Genomic DNA, 20,736 nt, shown 5'->3' with positions numbered 1-20,736 from the left:
CATTTTTCGTAGTCATGAGGGGTGATGACTTGATGCAAAACTCAGAACAGAGAGCTGCCGCTTTTATCTATTTTTTATAACCGATACTTTTATACTGGTAAAACGCACAATTTTTCTTTTTTATTTTTTCAAAGTTTGTGAACACTTTTTTGTACGGATGAGTTATATTAATAATCGTAACCCCCCCCCCAATACATTATATAGTTTTTGCTACACCCCATAAGAAACGAAATACCTTCTCCGAAAAAAGGATCAGCTCCCCCGGCTGATCCTTTTTCATATTATTCTTGCATTTTCCCATTTCTATGGTAAAATACATAACTAACTGCTTTGGCATTTCCGCCAAATGTGTGCACCTGTAACAGACAAATACATAAAGGAGATTTCTAACATGGAAAAAACAGGCGTGAAAGAGTTTTTGAAACGAAAAAACGTCAACATCACCGTCCAGACCTATCTCATTGATGCATTGGGTGCCATGGCATTTGGCTTATTTGCCTCGCTGCTGATCGGCACGATCTTTGCAACACTGGGCGACAAGACCGGTGTCGCATTATTCGGCACCATCGCGGCCTACGCAAAAAGTGCGACCGGCGCGGCGCTGGGAGTATCGATCGCTTATGCGCTGAAGGCGCCGCAGCTGGTCTTATTCTCTGCCGCTACAGTCGGAATCGCCGGCAACGAGCTGGGCGGACCGGTGGGCGCACTGGTCGCCACCGTCGTGGCTGCGGAACTGGGAAAAATTGTATCAAAGGAAACCCGCGTCGACATCATCGTAACCCCCGGTGTCACCATCATCTCCGGCGTACTGATCGCCCAGTTTGTTGGCCCCGGTGTGGCCGCCTTTATGACAGCCTTCGGAAACCTGGTTAAGACGGCCACGGAGATGCAGCCCTTCTTCATGGGCATTCTGGTATCCGGCCTCATCGGAATCGCCTTAACGCTGCCCATCAGCAGCGCCGCCATCTGTATCATGCTGGCGCTCGACGGTCTGGCGGGCGGTGCGGCTACAGCCGGCTGCTGCGCCCAGATGGTCGGTTTTGCCGTCTTAAGCTTCCGTGAGAACGGCTGGGGCGGCCTGCTGGCCCAGGGGCTTGGCACCTCCATGCTTCAGATGGGCAATATCGTAAAGAATCCGAAAATCTGGATCGCCCCCACACTGGCCTCCCTTATAACCGGTCCGGCTGCCACCGTAGTATTCCAGATGAAAAATATCGAAACGGCTTCCGGTATGGGAACCTGCGGCCTGGTCGGCCCCATCGGCATCTATACCGCCATGGGCGGCGGAGCCCGAATGTGGACCGGGATACTGTTTGTCTGCTTCCTGCTGCCCGCCGTTCTGACACTGGTTTTCGGAGCGTGTTTAAGAAAAGCCGGCTGGATTAAAGAGGGGGATTTAAAACTGGATCTGTAGCAAATAAACGGTTCGCGGAACCGGAACAATCAGAAAATAACGAATCTGGGCCTGGCGTTACCGCCAGGCCCTTTTACTCAGGTAATATCATCCCGAAGCGCGTCTATGATACTTTCTTTTTTTACTCTTCCAGCCGCATACTTCGCTGTAAAAAACACGATAAAGAACACACTCAATGCACTCACTGCCATACTGCCCCACGGAACCGCGAAGCTTACGTCCGCTCCGCCGGCAATCATGCCTCTGCTGATCAGCCAGCTGCAGATCCCCGCTGCCGGAAGCCCAATCCCCAGAGTCCGCAGGCTGTAAAAAATACACTCAAAATTCATCATCTTATCAAAAGCACGGTCAGCCATACCAATCGACCGCAGCTGTGCCAGTTCCCGTCTGCGCAGCCTGATATTGGTAGAAATCGTGTTGAATACATTGGCGGCGGCAATCAGGGAAATCATCATCACAAACACATACGAAAATACGTGAATGACAAACAGAATGCTGCGGTTTTCTTCAAACATTTTGTTCACATTATACAGATTGTAATCCACCACAATGCCTGATTCCTGAATGATCTCTCTCATCTCAGCCACCGACTGTGAGGGGGTATCCGACCGAAAAGTCAGCCCCATTATCTCTCCGGCATCGGGAGCTTCAAACGATTCCCTTAACTGCCAGGGCGCAACAATCATAAAAACAAAGGACTTTTTCCCGGAAGCATTCCTGGGAAGCGTATCCAGCGGTATCGTATCGACCAATGTAAGACTTATCTGTTTCTCTGATCTGGACGGAGCTGAATCCTGCAGCTTTGCAAGGTGTTCTTCTCCGGGAGTCACCGACACCTGCATGGTGCGTTCTGCAAACAGATCCTCCAGCCCGCTCTGTCCGTTGTTCTTCTGTTTCGTCTTCTCCTTGGCCACAGCGATCATTTTGGCATTCTGTCCGGTGTATTCTTCCGGAGACAGCCCCAGACTCTCGATAAAGCTGTAAAATTCCCTGTCCTCGATAAACTGAATATCCATCGGCAGATTTACTGTCTCCTCCTGTATCCCAGCCCCTGCAGATTTCCGGTAATCGTCCGATAAATCACCGGCTTTTACCGCGCAGGAATACGTCATCAGCGCCTGATAAGAGCTTTCCCTGATTCCCTCCGCGGTTTTCAATCTGCCGTAAAGCCGGAACAATTCATTTTCGTCGATATTCTGAGACGTAAAACAGATGTCATAATCCGAATTTACAACAGACCGGTTCGCCCCCTGTTTCAAACAGGCGCTGAAGGCATTGGCTGACACAAAGAGTACAACGCTTAAGGTGAGTGAAAGCACAATGCTGCGGCAGCGTTTTTTGTTTCTTTTAAAATTTTTCAGCGCAAGTGTTCCCTCCAGGCCATAGATGCGCTGCACCGCTTTTGACGTTTTCACGTCCCTGGATTCGACTTTGATTTCATTGGTCTGACGGAGGCTTTCCATCACAGGCCTGGCCGCCGCTTTCCTGGCCGGAATCCAGGCGGCGAACAGAATAGTTGCCAGGCTGATCACCGCTGCTCCCGCTATGGCCGGGCCGGACACCGTCAAAGACAGCGTCACCGTGCTGTAACCAAAATTTTTAAAATACTCCGCTACAGCAGATATCACCAGGCTGATGCTGCCAATGCCCATAATCATGCCTGTGGGGATACCGGCCGCACCGATACAGAGACCTTCAAACAGCACCGAGTTACGCAGCTGTCCTGCCGTAGCTCCCACGGATGCGAGAATGCCAAACTGCCGCGTCCGTTCGCTTAAAGAGATGGTAAATGAGTTATAAATCAGAAAAATCGAGCCTGTCATAATCAGCACAGTCAGCATCCCGCCCACCGAATACAGGAGTGTATTAAACAGCCGATCGCTGGATACTCCCAGAAAACGAAGCACATTGTCATTCAGGACATAAGCGTTCTGTCCGGCAGTTCTGCTGATATAGGAAGCAGCCTTCCCCGGTTTTTTCAGTGTGACAAAAACACTGCAGCTGCCCGTCTGATCTGCCGGATCCGCTGCCGTAATCAGAGTATAGCCCGGCGCGGTAAACTCTTCAAAAGCCGGTCTTTCACAGATCCCGACAACCGTATAGGTTCTCTCTTCCCGCGGCACAAATTTTTCCATTGCCTTCCCCTGCTCATTCCTGGAGCGGAAAGGATCGTGCTGACCCAGACTTCCATCTTCTGCCATACGGCCTCCGATGGTCAGGGACAGCGTATCCCCCACGGAAAAATTAACACCTCCGTTTGCGGCGACATGGGCCGGAACCAGAATCTCACCGCTGTTTTCCGGCAGCCTGCCGGAGACTAAGCTGACAGGCACGGTGTCAAAAGCCTTTTTACTGAATCCTGTTATAAACAGATAGGGCTTGTCGGGATTTTTCCCGCCATTTAAGTACGCATAGCCGATATTATCAATTTCAGCCGTATCAGCCACATCGCGGTCCCTGGCCTGTTCCTCAGCAAACGCAGAATCGATGTCCACAAATTCTACGTGCCAGCCGCCATATTTTACCGTCGCTCCTTTTATCATATAGTTCAGCAGTGAAACGGAAAACGTCGTGACAGCCGTAATCATGGCAGTTGACAGAATAACCCCGATGATGGTTACAACCGTCCTTGTACGGCTTTTTTTCATGCTCTGGAGGGTGACCTTATGGAAAATATTCATTCTCACACCATCCTCTCGTCCCGTACCACCCTGCCGTCGGATATCCCGATCACCCGGTCTGCCTGCAGGGCTATCGATTCATCGTGCGTGACGACGATGAGGGTCTGCCCGTATTTCTTATTGCTTAATTTCAGCAGACTGATGATTTCCTGCCCGTTGCGGCTGTCCAGGCTTCCGGTCGGTTCATCGGCCAGGCAGACCTGCGGGGCGTTCATCAGAGCCCGCCCGACGGATACCCGCTGCTGCTGGCCGCCGGAGAGCTGGTTGGGCAGATGTGTTCTGCGGTCTTCCAGCCCAAGCATTTCCAACAGTTCGTTCAGCCGTTCCTCATTGACCTTCCGTCTGTCCATCAGAACAGGCAGCGTTATATTTTCCACCACATTCAGGGTCGGAATGAGGTTGTGGAACTGGTAAATCAGCCCTACCTGCCGTCTGCGGAAAATAGCCAGCTTGTCATGGCCGCCCGCATAGATATCCTGACCGTCCAGAAAAACCTTTCCGCTGGTAGGCATATCCACACCGCCGATGATATGGAGCAGTGTCGATTTTCCGGACCCGGACGGCCCTGTAATCGCAGTAAACTCTCCCTTTTCGATGGTGAGCGACACATGGTCGAGGGCGGCAACCTGATTTTCACCTCTGCCGTATACTTTGCACAGATCATCAATTTTTATAAGCTCCATTATGTGAGCCTCCTTCCACATGGTATACTCATATAATAGAAAATTACTCTTACATTCCTGTGACTTTCAGGTGAGAGATCCGTCACTTTGGAAAACGAATCACAAAAACTGCGCCGCCCTGCGGGTGGTTCTTTGCCGTAACCGTTCCGCCCTGCCGGATGATAATCATCCTGCATAGAGCCAGTCCAATCCCGTATCCCGCCCTTCCTGTGCTTCCCGTGCGTTTTCCACTGTAAAACCGGTCAAAGATGCGGGGCAGCTCTGCGCTTTCAAATCCCGGCCCGCTGTCATGAATCGAAATTTCAGTAAACAGCACCGTATCCGTCAGCCCGATCTCAATCTTTCCGTTATCCCCGATGCTCTCGATACAGTTTTTCAGGATGTTCTGAACTGCCTCCGCCAGCCAGCCCGAATCCCCCTGTATGACCACAGGGGAGTCCGGTTGGGAAGACGCCGATTTTGACGGCGCCGATTTCCGGACATCCGTCTGCACCACGATTCCATGCAGTTCCATTGGGATCAGTAAAGGGCGAAGCGCTGCGTTGATCAGATCATAGCCGTCAACCGGTTCCTTCTGAAATACCACGACCCCCGCGTCCAGACGGGACAGCTTCAGCAGGGAGGTAAGCAGCCAGTCCATTCGCACCAGCAGCTCCTCCGTTTCCCGTACAAAGGCTCTCCGTTCCTTTTCGTCAGGATCCTTCTCCAGCAAAGACAGAATCAGATTTGCTGATGTGAGAGGCGTTCGGAGCTGATGGGCAATATCGGCCAGTGAATCGGCAAGATGCATTTTTTCTTTCTTCAGCGCCTCATTCTGCTCCCGAATCCGCAGCAGCATTTTGGTTATCTCACTGTGGAGAATCGACAGCTCTCCCTCCTCCAGTTCATCCAGATCCAGGCGGTCCGCATGATGCAGCACGAGATCAATCTGACCGGAAAGGCGCGCAATACTTCTGTATCTGGCTCTGGTAAACAACAAAAACGCCGTGCCAAAGGCGGCTGCAGAAAAGACCGCAAGAATTCCGGCCGCCCAGTGAATGATAAATCCAAGTATGACTGTGACAGCTGCTGTGAAGGCGTATACCACAGCAAACTGCCGAAATTCCCTATTCCGAAGCATAGCCGCCTCCCAGTCGATATCCGGTCCCGCGGACCGTCAGAATGATCTGCGGATTTGCGGGATCGTCTTCTATCTTTTCCCGCAGACGCTTGATGTACACGGTCAATGTATTGTCATTGACATATTCGCCTGCTGCATCCCACAATTCGTCCAGCAGTCTTCCCCTGGTAATAATACTCCTGGGATTATTGACAAACACCAGAAGTAAACGGTACTCTAACGCGGAAAGAAAAACCTCGCTGCCGTTCTTCTTCACCACACCTCCCGCCACATCTACAAAAAGCCCGCAGATCTCAAATACTGCCCCCAGCCGCCCGTTTTTTCTCAGGGCAGCCTCGATCCGCGCAATCAGCTCACGCGGACGGAAGGGCTTGGTAATATAGTCATCCGCCCCCATGTTAAGACCTGTGACGACACTCGTCTCATCGCCCGACGCGGTCAGAAAGATCACAGGAATATCCTGAGTCTCCTTAATTTTCGTGTATACCGTAAAACCATTCCCATCCGGCAGCGCAATATCGATCAGTGCCAGATCAAATTTATGTTCCTCCGCTGCGGCAAACGCCTCCTCCCGCGTGGGAGCGTGCGTAACCGCAAAGCCTTCCGAGCGAAGCAAAAGCACAAGGTTCTTTGCAATCTCCCTGTCATCCTCGACCAAACATATTCGCGTCATCGTTTGTCCCTCCATTCTGTCTGCGGCTCCAAAGGTCCTTCACCGCCGTCGTATACCGTTTGCCGTCCCTGATAAAATGCGTTATTTTTACTTCATCTTCTCTCCAATAAGGTCAAGCAGCCTCTGAACCGCTTCCGGACTCTCCGCAAATGTCTCCACAGGTTCTCCAGCCCACTCGGAGCACTCCTCCCGGGTCATGGTTCGCTGTCTTACTGCCGGCCCCTCCTCCAGCTCCACCGTATACGTCCAGGTGACCTCTCCCAGATTTCCGGTCAGGGCCATCAGGACGCAGGCGTATCCCTTCATCTGCTCATCGAATACAGCCGAATTGGCAGCATTGTTTTCGAACTTCAGAGTCCAGCCATACGGTTCTGCCGAAGTCTGAAGCTCATTTTTAAAGCTTCCCAGCGTATTCCCGATTCCAAGCAGCTGCGCAGCTCTGCCGTTGGCGGACATATCCCCCACATACGGATGCTTTGCGGCAAACAGTTCATTGGCCTGTCTGCTGACAATGGTTCCATCCTGCTTCACGGTCATCCCGTTGATCGTAAGATCCGTTCCCACTTCCGTCAAATCAATGTCCAAATTAAATGCTCCATTCCGGTTCCAGACGGATGGCAGACATCCGTAGATCACCAGTTTTGTATTTCCATCCTCCTCTCCGATCAGTTTATACCGCCGGTATACCGGGGAGGAATCGTATAAGATTCCCCCAACCGACAGCATGTTCCCGTTTACATTGGCATACGTCACAAGGTAGGAATCCACCGGATATCCGATGACAAACAATTTCAGGAACAGGGCCAGCAGGATTACGGCAAAGGCGGAGAAAATTCCCAAAAACACCTTTCGTATGCTGCTCTTCCTGATTTTTTTCAGATAATCGATTTCCCGTTCATTTTCCTTTTGCTTCACTTGCGTTTCCCGTTCAAGGTCCTCTTTCATCCGCTGATACCGGCTGCGGCAGTCGCCGCAGGTCTCTAAGTGTGCCTCAATCTGCCTGCTGCTCTCATCGGACGTCAGCCCATCCACATACAGCGGCAGAAGATCCTGAATCATTTCACAGGGTATGTTCTGTTTCACGTTCCTTCGCCTCCTTTACAATTTTTTCCTTTCCCCGATAGAACGTCACTCTCGCCCAGTTCTCACTCTTTCCCATAATCTCTCCGATCTGGCCAAAGGTGAGACTGCCGGACAGGCGTAAATACATCACCTCGCGCATGGGTTCCTCCAGACCATGAAGCTGCTTCATGACCGAGAGATGATCCCAGGAGCAGAATACCTCCTCCTCAGCGGAGGGGACTGCGATTTCCTCCGCTTCTTTAAAATCAGCCCTGCCCTTCTGCTTCCGCAGATGATCGAACCATACGTTCCGTGCAATGCCGCAGAGCCAGGTGGATACACTGCTCTGCTCTTTAAATCTATGGATGCTTTTTACCGCCTGATAAAAGGTTTCCTGGGTCAGTTCCTCCGCCAGATCCGGATTCTGCGTCTTCGTCAGGAGAAAGGCATATACTGTTCTCGCGTGTGATAAATAAATCTGTTCCATGGAATCCATACATGTATTTCCTCCTCTCTGTTAATTAGTGTTACAGAATCCCGGTTCGTTACAGGCCGGTCACAATTTTTTTCATTCAGCCATTCAGCATGTCCTCTGATGCATGTACTCCGGTTCCTCCGGTGTTTACGCGAAGGTTCGCATAGTTATGATACGAGCAGAATATCACACTCCCTATGGATAAGCAACTGATTGCCAAATTTTATTGCTCCTTTAAAACGGCTAAATGACGGCACAGCTTCCGTAAAACCAGTTGTTTTTTATCCATTTCCAACAATCAATATTTTTTTACTGGTAAATCGCACAATTTTATTCTTTAAATTTCTTTAAGTTTGTGAACACTTTTGTATGGGTTATGGTGTATATTAATAATCGTAAACCCCCCCAATACATTATATAGTTTTTGCTACACCCCATAAGAAACGAAATACCTTCTCCGAAAAAAGGACCAGCTCCCCCAGCTGGTCCTTTTTCATTGTACTGTGGTATTTTCTATTTCACCGCGTATCCCTTCTCCGAGAGCGCCTGTGCCGCCCGCATAAAATCTTCTTTCTTCGTCAGAACGTAATCCGTATTGAACGTGGAAACAACGAAAATACCGATCGAGCACTCCGCCAGAACCGCCGATATTTCCGCCAAAATTCCGATCAGCGAAAAATCCAGCACTCCCTCGATTCGAAATGCCTTCCAGCCATCCTCCCTGTCCGTCGTCTCCTCCGGAACATGTTCCGTTCTGCATACCAGCGATAACTCCTCATCGGTTTTTCCGATAAAATAAAACGCATCCGTCAGGTTTACACCTGACAGATCCCGGATTTTACAGACTGAGAAATCATCCTCCAAAAGCTTTATTTCCATGGTTCTGCCTCCTTCCTCTTATTCCGTCCTGGCTCTCTGTCTGAGCCTGAAAGACGCCACGATACTGTCCAGTCTTCCCGCCTCATCGGAGAGCGTCTGGCTGGCCGCCGCTTCCTCCTCGGCAGTGGCGGAATTGGACTGAACAATTTCGGCAATCTGGTTCATGCCGCCCTGTAAAAGCCTGATATGTTCCGCCTGCTGTGCTGACGCGGCCGATATTCCACGCACCAGATCCATCGCCTGACTGGAAGCCGTCACGCCCTGATCCAGGGCCCCGGCAGTGGAAACCGCAATCTGTCTGCCTTTGCTGACCGCCGCGTTTGCATTCTCAATCAGCCCTACCGTATCTCTGGATGCCTCTGCACTTTTTCCCGCAAGACTTCTCACTTCCTCCGCTATCACGGAAAATCCCCTTCCTGCCTCACCTGCCCGGGCAGCCTCGACAGCGGCGTTCAGCGCCAGTAAGTTCGTCTGCAGCGCAATATCTTCAATTACCTTTGTGATCCGCCCTATCTCATCAGAGGCCTGGGTGATATCATTCATGGCATCGGTAAGCTGTTCCATCTGAACCTTTCCCGCCTCCAGTACCCGGACTGCCTCCTGTGAGACGAGGCTTGCCTCTCCCGCATTGCGGGCCGTACTGTCAACCTCTTCTGATGCAGCTTCCAGCGTCGCGGCAAGCTCTTCCACGGAAGCCGCCTGCTCCTGCGCCCCCTGACTCAGTGTCATGGCTCCATCAGCCACCATACCGGCCCCCTCAGCCACCTGGGCCGACGACTGAACGATCTCTTCCAGCGTATCATTCAGCCGCGTGGTGATATGATCCAGAGATTCCCGTATTGAACTGAAATCCCCGACATAATCGAGAACCGGGCCTGCCGTCAGATCGTTGTTCGAAATCCGCCCCAGCACATAAGACAGTTCTCCGATATACTCTCTCAGCCTTTTCACCGTAAGTTCGAAGGTTCCTGCCAGTTCACCAATCTCATCTCCCGATACAATTCCCGATGTCACCGGAGTCTTTGAAGCAATCCCGAAGTCCCCCTGTTCCACCGTATGGGCAAACCTTTTCAGCCTGGCAAAAGGAACCGTTATGGCTCTTTTTGTGAAAAACAGAATCAGCCACACTCCGGCCGCCGCACAGAGCAGTCCCACGATCCCCATCGTCCACAGTGCCCGATGCATCGCGGATTTCGCTTCATAGCTTGACACTCCGGAAAAAATAAGCCCGCCAACGGTTCCGTCCGCATCGTACAGCGGTACGTACGAACAGACATGGGGAATACCAAGGATGGAGGTTTCCCCCACAAATGATTTTCTCTCAGAAAGAACAATTTCCGCTATGGCCGGATCCAATGTTGTTCCCACAGCACGCGTTCCATCCTTCATCACGGTGGTCGCCACCCGTTTATCTCCCTCGAAGATCGTATACTCGTAACCAGTCCGGGCTTTCAGCTCATCAAGAAGCCGAGTCCTGTCCTGATCCGTGTAATCCTCCTTTGAGAGTTCATAATCCAGAAGATTCGTTCCCTGAACACACTCCTTTGTCAGCATATCCATAAACTGGGCACGGAAAACAGCTCCACAGAATACGATGATAAGGGCCGTGCTGATACACAGCAGAAGACCGGCCAGAATACTGAATCTGGTCCCTAATTTAAGTGTTTTTATATGCCGCGCCATCTCTGCCCTCCCGGAATTCATTCCCAAATACTCTAAGTCATAACACATTCTGCTTAAACATAACACGATGCCATATGTCTGTCAAGAACTTTGGAGTGCCTCTAACGGGTACTGGGCAGAGCTCAATCCATCAAAAAACCTGCCGCAGAAGAATCGTAAAAAGACGGACAAAAAGGCAGCAGCTGTGTGTCACCTTTTTGTCCGTCTTTTTACAGTTCTTTTTACAGTTTTCGCACCGGAAGCAGTTCGATATAGCCTCTGGTACCGACTGGTTCCAGCTGAATCCGGGGATTCCCCTCATCCCACTGGTATCCCGCAGCAGACGGCTCGTACCTCTGGACAGCCGTCCTCACCGCCTCAATCGCCTCACAGTAATCTTCCTCCTCAAACGGTTCCCCCTGAAACATGAGGTACTTCGCCGCCGGAAGCTCGATCACGTCAAAGCCCTCCGGAACCGGTCCGCCGTAATCCGCAGCGACTTCAACGCCCTGTACATAGACCGATGTCCCCGGACTGCGGTATGCCTCCGGAAGCCAGAGGCATACCGGTTCGCCGCAGAGGGATTTCATGCTGGTTAACAGCCCCCAGACATCACACCCCACCTCTTCACAGTAGGGGAAGTAATCCTCCGCCTTAATCCCCCTCTTAATAATCACCTTGCGCACCGGTTTGTCGATTGCCTGGATAAACACATTTTTCACATTTTCCATCGCGTTCCATTCCTTTCTGAGCTCTCTGTATTTGACGCCATACGGGGTAAACAGATACAGAGGAACCGGATTCCCGGCATATTCGCGGGGATTGCAGCCAAATTCCCGGAAAAATGCCCTCTGGTACCCATCGACACTGCCAAACCCGTACTCAAACGCCACATCTGCGATTCTGCACCGCTCATCTCTCAGCTTCAGCGCAGATTCGGAAAGACGCAGCCGCCTGATATAGTCGGCCGGAGTCTGGTTCGTCCACTGCCGGAACAACCGGTAGGAATGCCACGGCGAGAACAGCGACACCCTGGATAAATCAGCCAGAGTAACCGTCTCCCTTAAATGCTCCTGGATATAGTCCTGCATCCTCTGAACCGCTTCCACCTGTTCCTTCATCTCCATCACCTCCCTGTTATGCTGACACAATGATCATACAAAAAATCAGAAAATAACTCTCGACGTTTTTTGCTGTCCGGTATTCCCGTTCTGCAGCTTCCCTTACTTCGCATCTTGCTCTTTGGCTGGAGCCGGCATTACCCATATTTCCATATAAATATCATCCTCATTTTTCGAAAAATACTTTTCCGCAGAAAATGGCAGGACTGTCAGACCGTGCGCCGGAAGCCACGTCCCGAATAAGTATACTCCTGCCTGATCCAGCGCAGCAGTCACAAGTTTTTCAAATGTCTCCGCCTCGATTCTGCATACCAGATACTCTCCCGCAGGCAGCTCCCGCTTTACCAGGGGAAACCCGTCTTCCGCCGATTTTTCTTCTGCACCTGCGTACTCCGTTCCTCTCTCTGCCAGGGCTCCTGCAAAATACAAAAACGTCCCCATTTCCGGGTCTGCCTTATGGGACATCCCCATTTCCGGTCCCTCCTGTGCCAGTCCATCCACAGCCGGCTTCTTTTCATGGAATGCTTTCCACAACTGACCCGGAACATCGATTCCGGTACTCTCGCCTGCAGGCACCTGTTTCTTAATCTCCACAGCAGTCTCCAATCCAAGATACCATTCTGGTTCCGTGAGCCGCATTCGCCGGATCTCCAGAACGATATCCCCCGCAATCAGCGGCACCCCCTCATCCACCAGATGGTATCTCATGGACAGCTCCGGCTTTTCGCACATATTGAGCATGGGCCTGTCCTTCCGGTACTTCTCCGGCGAGATGCCATACGCCTCCTTAAACGCCCTTGTAAATGAAGCGTGGCTGGAAAATCCATAATCCACAGCAATATCCAGAATCCTCTTTTCCCTGTCCTCAAGCGCCGAGGCGGCAAGGGCCAGGCGCCGCATCTTAACGTATTCCAGCACCGGCCGTCCTGTCAGCCGTTTAAACAGGCGCTGAAAATAGAAGGGAGAAAGGCCGGCCGACTGTGCCAGCGCCTCCGTATTCATCTCCTCCCTCAAATGCTCTTCCATAAAATCCAGCACCCCGTCGATCGCTTCCCATGCATGCATCCTTTTGTCTCCTTTCAATTTTCCTCTCAACTGCTGTGCTTATTTTACCATGCAGACCGTCCGCACGCTTTCCATCCAGTGCCCTTTTTGGGGTATCTTCACATTTTGTCCGTTTTTGAACCGGGATATTCCCATTCTGCGGATCAGCCGTTCTCACGCGCTGCACCGAAACCTCCACGACAATCAAAAAAAACCCGGTGTGCCATTTCAACACATCGGGCCGTTCTGATGAATTCTTAGCCGGCGTTCAGCAGTCGCCCGCATAATAATTCACGATGTTTAAGTAATCCCTGGGGACTGGAACCGCAAGACACAGCACCAGAGTATTCCGGTTTCTCTGATATTCCGCCTGCAGTCTGACCTGGGTTCCGTACTCTTTATTCACGTTTTCTCTTCTTCCATCAGAGTCCACCAGATAGACGGGACCCTCGCATCCGTTGACAGTTTTCAAAAATTCCTTCATATTTAATATCCTGAGTTTCATCATATCCATCCCTCCTGAACAAAACAGTCCGGCCTGCCGGACCCCTGCACCGGTTAAGCTGTTATCCTCGTTTTACAATATCATTATAGTGCAGTTTTATTCAGGAAACTATCATATTTCTGTCAGTATATATCACGATTCCGCCATTTCCGTCGGTACTCCATGGGACTGTATCCGATGTGCTCCCGAAATACCTTACCGAAATAGCTGCTGCTGCCCAGCCCGCAGGACTGGCAGATCCTGGTGATGGAGTCGTTCCCTTCCGCCAGCATATGGCACGCCTTCTGTAAACGGTAATCCGTCATATACTCCACCGGCGTCATCTTAAGACAGTCCTGAAACGTCCGGAAGCATTCCCGTTCACTGATATAGGCGGCCGCAGCAATCTCCGCCACCGTAATTTTATCCGCGCAGTGTTCATGGATAAACGCCATCATCATCTTCATCTTTTCACTCGACCTGCTGCCCTGAGCGTCTTCATGGCAGAGAGGCTCCGCCATGGCAAGCAGCCGGCACCACAGCTCCGAGAGAAGCGACCGCAGACGGATCTCGTAGGCGTATCCATCTTCCGGAAGTTCAAACGATTCTCTGAGAATCTCCAGAAATTCCGCATGGTCCGGACGGTCCGGGTACATCCCGAGGATCTCGATCCCGGGTGCTGTGATGAGCGGACGCACGTATCTCTGGTCAATCCGGCTTCCCGTCTGCCCGCTCACCAGCAGGGGATCGAAAATATGAATCATGGAAACCGAAGTTTTCTCTCCCTGTCTCACCTTTGACATATGAAGTACGTTCGAATTGACAAAACCGGCTGACCCCTGCGGAAACACAGTTTTCCCCTGGGGGGTGTCATACTCCAGCGCCCCTTCTTTCATATAGAACAGTTCGACCTCCTTATGCCAGTGCCAGGGCGACTGTCTGCCCAGATGCTTTTCCAGTTCCACATAAGACGCAATATACGGGAAGTCCAGGGAAAAATCAGGCAGCATCTCCTCATAACTTCCCGGCTTTAGCTCCACGGTATGAATTACTTTCATGATAAACTCCTGTCCGCCATCGTCCCCACGGACGCTGTCTTACTTTCATAGCCCCTTCTTTTCCTTCATTCTAACCGCTCCTTTCCTCTGTGTCAAACGGATCCTCCCCGTATTTCCTTTTTTCATACACGTCTCAGTATTGCTTTTACCGTTTCATTCAGATATAATATGAACCAGGTGCTTTATCATATTATATTTGAATATCAAATGGAATGTATAACAAAGGAGAGTTATCAGATTATGGAATTACAAGACGCGGTAAAACAGAAAGCGGAGCGGCCCGATGCTGCCGGAATGGGCATGGACGGTTTACTCTCCATGCTGGAAATGATTGGCAGTCCCGCCTGCCAGTGTATCTTTGACCAGGAACTCACTCTCCTGTGTGCCAATCCTTCTTTTTATAAGAGTTCCGGTTATTCAAAAGAGGAATTCAACTTATCCTGCCCCACACTGCGCCAATACCTTCACCAGCACCCCGGTGAATTTGACATCATCAGCCAGGCCCTGTCTGCCGCGGCAGAACACGGGCAGAACCTTTTTTCTGCAGACTGCCGCATTCCGGTAAAGACAGGAACATTTCTTCACGTTCGTATTCACGGTACCATCACAGAGGAAACCCCCTCTGGCTGTCCCACAGTTTTCATGACTCTGACCGATATCAGCGATCTCGTTGACCAGGCAGAACAGAAGGTACAGTATTTTGAGTGGATGATGGATGAATACATAGGAAATGTCTATATCAGTGACATGGACAGCTACGAACTTCTCTATATAAACCAGACAGCCGCTGATACACTTCAGTGCACCAAAAAAGCTCCATTGGGCCATAAATGCTACGAGATCATCCAGGGACGGACCGAGCCATGCCCCTTCTGTACGAACAGCCGCCTGCGGACAGATGAATTCTACGAATGGGAATTCGACAATCCTCTGCTGAACCGGACGTTCATGATTAAGAACCGGATTATCGACTGGAACGGACACCGGGCCCGGCTCGAGCTTTCCCACGATATGTTCAGCACGGAATATAAGCTGGCAAAAAAGGACCGGGAACGCGATGCCCTGATCCGGACTATTCCCGGCGGTCTTGCCCGGCTGGATGCCAGAGACTGCAGCACCATCATGTGGTATGGAGCCAATTTTTTAGATATCATTGGATATACGGAAGAACAGTTTGAGAATGAACTGGGACGGCAGTGTACCTACATCCATCCGGATGACCTCTCCCGCTTACAGCTTTTGCTGGAACAGATACGGATTACCGGTGAAAGCACTGCCTTTGAAAGCAGGATTATCACGCGGGACGGTCAGGTCAAAATTCTGACCATGACCTTCTGCTATGCCAGCGGGGAGAACAGCTGGGATGGCATTCCCTCGTTCTACAGCATCGGCATCGATTTGACGAAGGACCGGGCAGAACAGGAACGGCAGAAGAAAGCCCTGGAGGAGGCGTATCAGGCGGCACGGGTAGCCAACTCGGCCAAGACAAACTTCCTCTCCTCCATGTCCCACGACATACGCACTCCCATGAACGCGATCATGGGTATGGCCGCCATCGCCCAGGCCAACCTTTCTTCACCGGAGAAAATCCGCGACTGTTTAAGCAAAATCAATGTATCCAGCCGCCATCTCCTCAGCCTGGTCAATGAGGTTCTGGATATGTCAAGAATCGAAAGCGGGAAGATCGATCTAACGCCGGAAGAAGTAAAGCTTCCGGAATTAATTGAAAATGTGTTTGCCATGTGTAAGCCTCTGATCTCCGAAAAAGATCTGCAGTTTCAGATCAGCGCCTCTAAAGTCCGGCATGAGACGGTCATAACCGACGGGGACCGTCTTCAGCAGGTTCTCATAAACCTCCTGACAAACGCCGTCAAGTACACGCCCAACGGCGGCCAGATCAGCCTGAGTATTAAAGAGATTCTTTCCCTCTCCTCACAGAAGGCGCAATTTGAATTTATCATAACCGATACGGGAATCGGTATGTCGGAAGAGTTCCTTCCCCACATTTTCGAGCCATTTTCACGCGCGGAGGATTCCCGAATCAGCAAAATACAGGGAACCGGCCTGGGTATGGCCATAACAGAGAACATCGTGCGCATGATGAACGGCTCCATTGAAGTAACCAGCAGGCTGGGAGAAGGCAGCCAGTTTACGGTTACAGTCCAGCTGGAACTCGTCAACGAAGAGGTAACCGATACGGAAGAGCTTAACGGTCTTCCCGTTCTCGTCGTGGATGACGACCAGATTGTATGCGAAAGCGCCTCCGCGCTTTTAACTGAACTTGGCATGCGCGGCTGCTGGGTACTGTCGGGTGCAGAGGCAGTGACCCGTGCGGAGGAAGCGCACAAATGCGGAGATGACTTCTTTGCCGTGATCCTGGATTGGAAGATGCCGGAGATGGATGGCCTGGAGACCGTCAAGGTGCTTAGAAAGAGGCTTGGCAACGATGTCCCCATCATTATTATATCCGCCTATGATTATTCCGACATAGAGGCCGAATTTCTGCAGGCCGGCGCCGACGCCTTCATATCAAAACCGCTGTTTAAGTCCAAAATGCTCCACGTATTACAGCTGTTTCTGGAGTCCGGCCATTCCACCGGTTCCGGCGCTGCAGAGGAACAGAGCCGCCCGGCGCTGGCAGACAAACGGATTCTTCTTGCCGAGGACAACGAGCTGAACAGGGAGATCGCCATAGAGCTTCTGGAAATGCAGGAAATAATCGTTGAAGCCGTTGAGAATGGGCAGGAGGCCGTCGAAGCCTTCCGTTCCTCCCCCATTGGCTATTACAATGCTATTCTGATGGATATCCAGATGCCTGTCATGAACGGCTATGACGCTGCGGCAGCCATACGGAGCCTTGAACGGGAAGACGCCCCGTCTGTCCCGATACTCGCGCTGACCGCCAACGCCTTCACCACAGATATCGGAAAGGCATACAGCGTGGGGATGAACGATCATATTGCAAAACCGATCGATGTGGAGCGGTTAATTACCGTTTTAGAGCGGTGTATGAACGCATAGCGGACTCTGTCCCATGAACTTACGTTAAAAAGGAAGGATACCATGTCAAATACCAACAGTAAGGAACAAACGATCTATCGCAGTCTGGCAGGCAAAATACAACTTGGATTTTTTGATGACGGCGAACGTTTTCCCTCCGCGAAGGAAATCGCCGAACGGTTCCGGGTCTCCTACTGTCCTGCCCAGCGCGCGCTCAAAATGCTGGAACGCGACGGCCTGATTCAGCTTAACCGCGGTAAAAACACAATTATTCTTGGAAAACCATACGAGAACTACCTGGAGAGCGACATTTTTAAGCGGCGGGCCGCGGCGCTGTCAGACCTCTTAAAGAGTCTCCATATTCTGTCACCGGCCATATGCTTACAGAGCCTGCTTCACTGCCGGGAATCACTCGCTTTAAAAAAGGAGAAGGCCCTTCCCGGCCGCAGCCTGTATCAGCAGTTCGAGCGTTCGCTCCATTCGCTGGGCAGTCAGACTGCGCTGAGCCTTTACTACGATATCAGTTCCTTCGCTGAAAGCGCTCTCCTCGATATCCTCTGTTTGAAACTGGGAAAAAAAGAAGCGGAAGCATTTTTGCATGCTGCCGCTCTGGAATATACCAGCTGCTTCGAAGATTTCACAAAAGAGTCTGCCGAGTCCATCGGGCATCGTCTGGAGCATCTGTCTGAGACGTTCCGGAAACCGATTGAAGAGTATCTGGCCGAACTGGAACTTCCGCCGGACATCGAACCGGAGGCCTTCGTCTGGGAACCGAACAAAGGCCGCACCCGCTACTGTGATATCGTGGCTATCGATATGATATGTAAGATTAATCAGGGTATTTATCCCCTGGGAACACTTCTTCCCGGAGGGCCGGTTCTGGCAGATACGTATCACGTTTCCGAGATTACGATCCGCCGGACCATCGGCCTCCTGAACACTCTGGGTGTGGTTCAGACCATCAATGGCGTAGGAACCAGAGTCATTGGCCCCGGAGATGCCTCGATCCCTTATCGCTTAAAGGAACTGATGCTGGACGGCAATTTAAAAGCCTTCCTGGAAGCGCTTCAGCTGCTGGCGGTTACAGGGAAACCGGTCTTTCTTTACACCTTTCCATGGATTCCAGAGGAAGCACTGGCGGCCATAGCCGGTGCCGCCGCTATTCCGGAAGAAAAAAGCTCCATGGTGGCCGTCATCAGCGCCGGGATGCAGGCGGTTGTCCATTACTGCCCGCTTGCTGCCGTCCGCGATATCTACAGCAAACTCACGCTTCTTCTTTTAAAGGGCAGTATTCTGCGGCTGGAGGAGACGGGGGCCGAGAAGGTTCCGGGCTGGTCTTTCGTATCCGCAGAGCTTCAGGAAAGCTGCAGTAAAAAAGACGGAGTACGGCTGGCAGGCGCATACCGGCAGCTGTTTCAAATGATTTTCACTGACACCCGGCTGGCCCTTATCGATATTGGAGTTCATGGCGCCGCCGAGGTAGCCGGTATTTAGATTGATTCCGCTGCGGCAAATCAGGACCGCTCCCTCCCGGGAAATCGCAGCATAAATGTCGTTCCCTCTCCGATTACGCTCTTCACCGTAATCTCTCCTCCATGCTTCTCCACAATATCCTTAACAAGCGACAGTCCCAGACCTGCGCCTCCCACGGCGCGGGACCGCGACTGGTCCACTCTGTAAAACGGCTCGAAAATATGTGAAAGCTCTTCTTCCGGGATTCCAATCCCCGTGTCTGTAATCTCCACCACCACAGCATCGCCGTCCCTGCCTGTGACAACCGTGACAGATCCATGCTCCCGGTTGTATTTCGCCGCATTTTCCAGCAGATTACTCATGACGCGGTAAAGCATGATGCGGCTGCCTGTCAGGCTGATATCCGGCGTGTTCTTTATGGTGACAGTCAGATTCTTTTTCTGAATCATCGGTGAAAGCTCATCCAATGTCATGGCAAACACTTCACTTAACGGCACTTCCTCATCCATCTCGTGAGCCTCCTCTGAAGTCAGCCGCATCAGATTCTCGACCAGGCGGATCATCCGCTCCGTATTTGCCTTGACAATGGACAGCACCTTTTCCATTCGGGCCGGAGATGTCTTTCCATCCAGTTCCAGCACCTCCAGATTCACGAGAATTGTGGCAAGCGGCGTCTTCAGTTCATGGGCAGCGCTGGCGGAAAAACGTTTCTGCCGTTCAAACGAGGCGCTGACTTTGTCCATCATATGATTAAAAGACCGGGCAAGCCGTCCGATCTCATCCTGTCTGCCCTTTATCTCCACACGGCTCGATAAATCGCTGCCGCCAATCTCTTCAATGGTGGAGGACAGTTCTTCCAGCGGCTTCAGTACATGGCCTGCCATCAGCCATGTCGCCCCGGTTCCCAGAAGGAGAACCAGAAAAAGAGCCGCCAGCCCCCAAAGATTAAACTGGGTGCCAGCCTTTTTTAAAGATATGGTAATTGACTGTATATTCGAATCGTCGTCCAGGGCAGTTTCCGCCTTAACGCTGGTGACAATAATATCCTGTGTCTGAAATGTCATCTGCTGCCCTAAATCACGGACAAAAATACGGTCCGCCCCAAAGAGAAACATGGCGGTCAGAATCACCGCCACACTGGCCATTACCAGAGCCGACAACAGAGTCAGACGCATGCGGAGCGATATGTTTTTCAGCATTTCTCTTCCTCCTTATCGATCAGATAGCCGGCTCCGCGGATACTCCGGATGATCTCCTCATCCGTAACCGCCTGCAGCTTGCGCCGTATGACGCTGATATAGACCTTCACCTGGTTGGAGAAGGGATCTGCCTCACTGTCCCACACGTGCTCCAGCAGTTCCTCGGCGCTGACCGGTCTGCCCATATGGATCATTAAATATTCCAGAATCGAGAACTCCCTCATGGAGAATTCCAGCGGTCTTCCCTGAAAAGATGCCGTCTTTAAATTGGAATCCAGGCAGAGACCTCCCCTCGTCAGGGCGGCCTCTGTCTGGATAAAGGATCTTCTCAGCAGCATACGGATGCGTGCCTCTAATTCTTCAAAATGAAACGGTTTGGTGAGATAGTCGCTGGCTCCGCTGTCCAGTCCCCTGATCTTGTCTGTGAGTTCTGAGCGGGCCGAGAGAATCAGCACCTTCGCCGGTTTCTCCATGGACCGGATATGCTTCAGCACTTCCATGCCGTCCAGACCAGGGAGATTTAAGTCGAGCACTACCAGATCATACTCATTGATCCCGCACTGTTCAACCGCATCTGCGCCGTCACCCGCAGCATCCACTGCATACCCGCGCTTACGCAGGCCATAGCACAGCGCTTCCCGCATATCTTCCTCATCTTCCACAATCAAAAGTCTCATGGTAATTCCAATCCTCTCATTCTTTTTCAAA

General features: G+C 51.5%; 17 protein-coding genes. 3 read left to right on the top strand and 14 right to left on the bottom strand.

Annotation, left to right across the window (positions count from 1 at the left end):
• Positions 1–391: 391 nt before the first annotated feature.
• The gene (locus NE473_RS13695; protein ID WP_039890294.1) at positions 392–1,414 is read left to right on the top strand and encodes a PTS sugar transporter subunit IIC; all 1,023 of its coding nucleotides are present in this window, start codon (positions 392–394) and stop codon (positions 1,412–1,414) included.
• Between the two features lie 77 nt (positions 1,415–1,491).
• Here NE473_RS13695 and NE473_RS13690 read toward each other — a convergent pair whose 3' ends face one another.
• From NE473_RS13690 to NE473_RS13635, 12 genes are all read right to left on the bottom strand, one after another.
• Complete coding sequence (locus NE473_RS13690) at positions 1,492–4,095, bottom strand: ABC transporter permease (RefSeq protein WP_055649893.1); 2,604 nt, start codon at positions 4,093–4,095, stop codon at positions 1,492–1,494.
• 2 nt (positions 4,096–4,097) lie between these two features.
• Positions 4,098–4,778 (bottom strand): ABC transporter ATP-binding protein, encoded by a 681-nt coding sequence (locus tag NE473_RS13685; RefSeq protein ID WP_022032593.1) that lies wholly within the window; start codon positions 4,776–4,778, stop codon positions 4,098–4,100.
• Between the two features lie 82 nt (positions 4,779–4,860).
• Positions 4,861–5,898: a sensor histidine kinase gene (locus NE473_RS13680; protein ID WP_055649892.1), complete on the bottom strand. Its 1,038-nt coding sequence runs from the start codon at positions 5,896–5,898 to the stop codon at positions 4,861–4,863.
• Positions 5,885–6,571 (bottom strand): response regulator transcription factor, encoded by a 687-nt coding sequence (locus NE473_RS13675; RefSeq protein ID WP_055649891.1) that lies wholly within the window; start codon positions 6,569–6,571, stop codon positions 5,885–5,887. Before NE473_RS13675 ends, NE473_RS13680 begins: the two co-directional genes overlap by 14 nt.
• An 87-nt stretch (positions 6,572–6,658) precedes the next feature.
• Positions 6,659–7,654 carry a zf-HC2 domain-containing protein gene (locus NE473_RS13670; RefSeq protein ID WP_148510141.1) on the bottom strand — a complete coding sequence of 332 codons (996 nt, stop codon included), beginning with the start codon at positions 7,652–7,654 and terminating at the stop codon, positions 6,659–6,661.
• On the bottom strand, positions 7,632–8,129 hold the full coding sequence (locus NE473_RS13665; RefSeq protein WP_055649889.1) for an RNA polymerase sigma factor: 498 nt from the start codon (positions 8,127–8,129) through the stop codon (positions 7,632–7,634). Before NE473_RS13665 ends, NE473_RS13670 begins: the two co-directional genes overlap by 23 nt.
• A gap of 492 nt (positions 8,130–8,621) precedes the next feature.
• Positions 8,622–8,987 (bottom strand): ACT domain-containing protein, encoded by a 366-nt coding sequence (locus tag NE473_RS13660; protein WP_006770858.1) that lies wholly within the window; start codon positions 8,985–8,987, stop codon positions 8,622–8,624.
• An 18-nt stretch (positions 8,988–9,005) separates the two neighbouring features.
• Entirely contained in the window at positions 9,006–10,670 is a 1,665-nt protein-coding gene (locus tag NE473_RS13655; protein ID WP_055649888.1) for a methyl-accepting chemotaxis protein, read from the bottom strand.
• 221 nt (positions 10,671–10,891) lie between these two features.
• Positions 10,892–11,770: a helix-turn-helix domain-containing protein gene (locus tag NE473_RS13650; protein ID WP_055649887.1), complete on the bottom strand. Its 879-nt coding sequence runs from the start codon at positions 11,768–11,770 to the stop codon at positions 10,892–10,894.
• A 102-nt stretch (positions 11,771–11,872) separates the two neighbouring features.
• Complete coding sequence (locus tag NE473_RS13645; RefSeq protein ID WP_055649886.1) at positions 11,873–12,835, bottom strand: AraC family transcriptional regulator; 963 nt, start codon at positions 12,833–12,835, stop codon at positions 11,873–11,875.
• A gap of 247 nt (positions 12,836–13,082) precedes the next feature.
• The gene (locus NE473_RS13640) at positions 13,083–13,322 is read right to left on the bottom strand and encodes a hypothetical protein (protein WP_022032600.1); all 240 of its coding nucleotides are present in this window, start codon (positions 13,320–13,322) and stop codon (positions 13,083–13,085) included.
• 119 nt (positions 13,323–13,441) lie between these two features.
• On the bottom strand, positions 13,442–14,356 hold the full coding sequence (locus NE473_RS13635) for an AraC family transcriptional regulator (protein ID WP_055649885.1): 915 nt from the start codon (positions 14,354–14,356) through the stop codon (positions 13,442–13,444).
• Between the two features lie 168 nt (positions 14,357–14,524).
• On the opposite strand from NE473_RS13635, the gene NE473_RS13630 reads away from it, so the two are divergent.
• Both NE473_RS13630 and NE473_RS13625 read left to right on the top strand, forming a co-directional pair.
• Positions 14,525–17,377: a response regulator gene (locus NE473_RS13630; RefSeq protein WP_187383015.1), complete on the top strand. Its 2,853-nt coding sequence runs from the start codon at positions 14,525–14,527 to the stop codon at positions 17,375–17,377.
• Between the two features lie 42 nt (positions 17,378–17,419).
• Entirely contained in the window at positions 17,420–18,850 is a 1,431-nt protein-coding gene (locus tag NE473_RS13625) for a GntR family transcriptional regulator (protein WP_055649883.1), read from the top strand.
• Positions 18,851–18,870: 20 nt separating this feature from the next.
• On the opposite strand, the gene NE473_RS13620 is transcribed toward NE473_RS13625, so the two are convergent.
• Together NE473_RS13620 and NE473_RS13615 are read right to left on the bottom strand one after the other, a co-directional pair.
• Positions 18,871–20,028, bottom strand: a complete 1,158-nt coding sequence (locus NE473_RS13620; protein WP_055649882.1) for a sensor histidine kinase — start codon at positions 20,026–20,028, stop codon at positions 18,871–18,873.
• The gene (locus NE473_RS13615) at positions 20,022–20,705 is read right to left on the bottom strand and encodes a response regulator transcription factor (RefSeq protein ID WP_055649881.1); all 684 of its coding nucleotides are present in this window, start codon (positions 20,703–20,705) and stop codon (positions 20,022–20,024) included. The genes NE473_RS13620 and NE473_RS13615 overlap by 7 nt, the downstream gene beginning before the upstream one ends.
• Between the last annotated feature and the right edge of the window lie 31 nt (positions 20,706–20,736).

The sequence above is a fragment of the Hungatella sp. SL.1.14 genome (assembly GCF_024460495.1).
GTDB lineage: Bacteria > Bacillota > Clostridia > Lachnospirales > Lachnospiraceae > Hungatella > Hungatella hathewayi.
The sequence above is the reverse complement of the archived record's forward strand: the minus strand, read 5'-3'. Positions and strand labels throughout refer to the sequence as shown.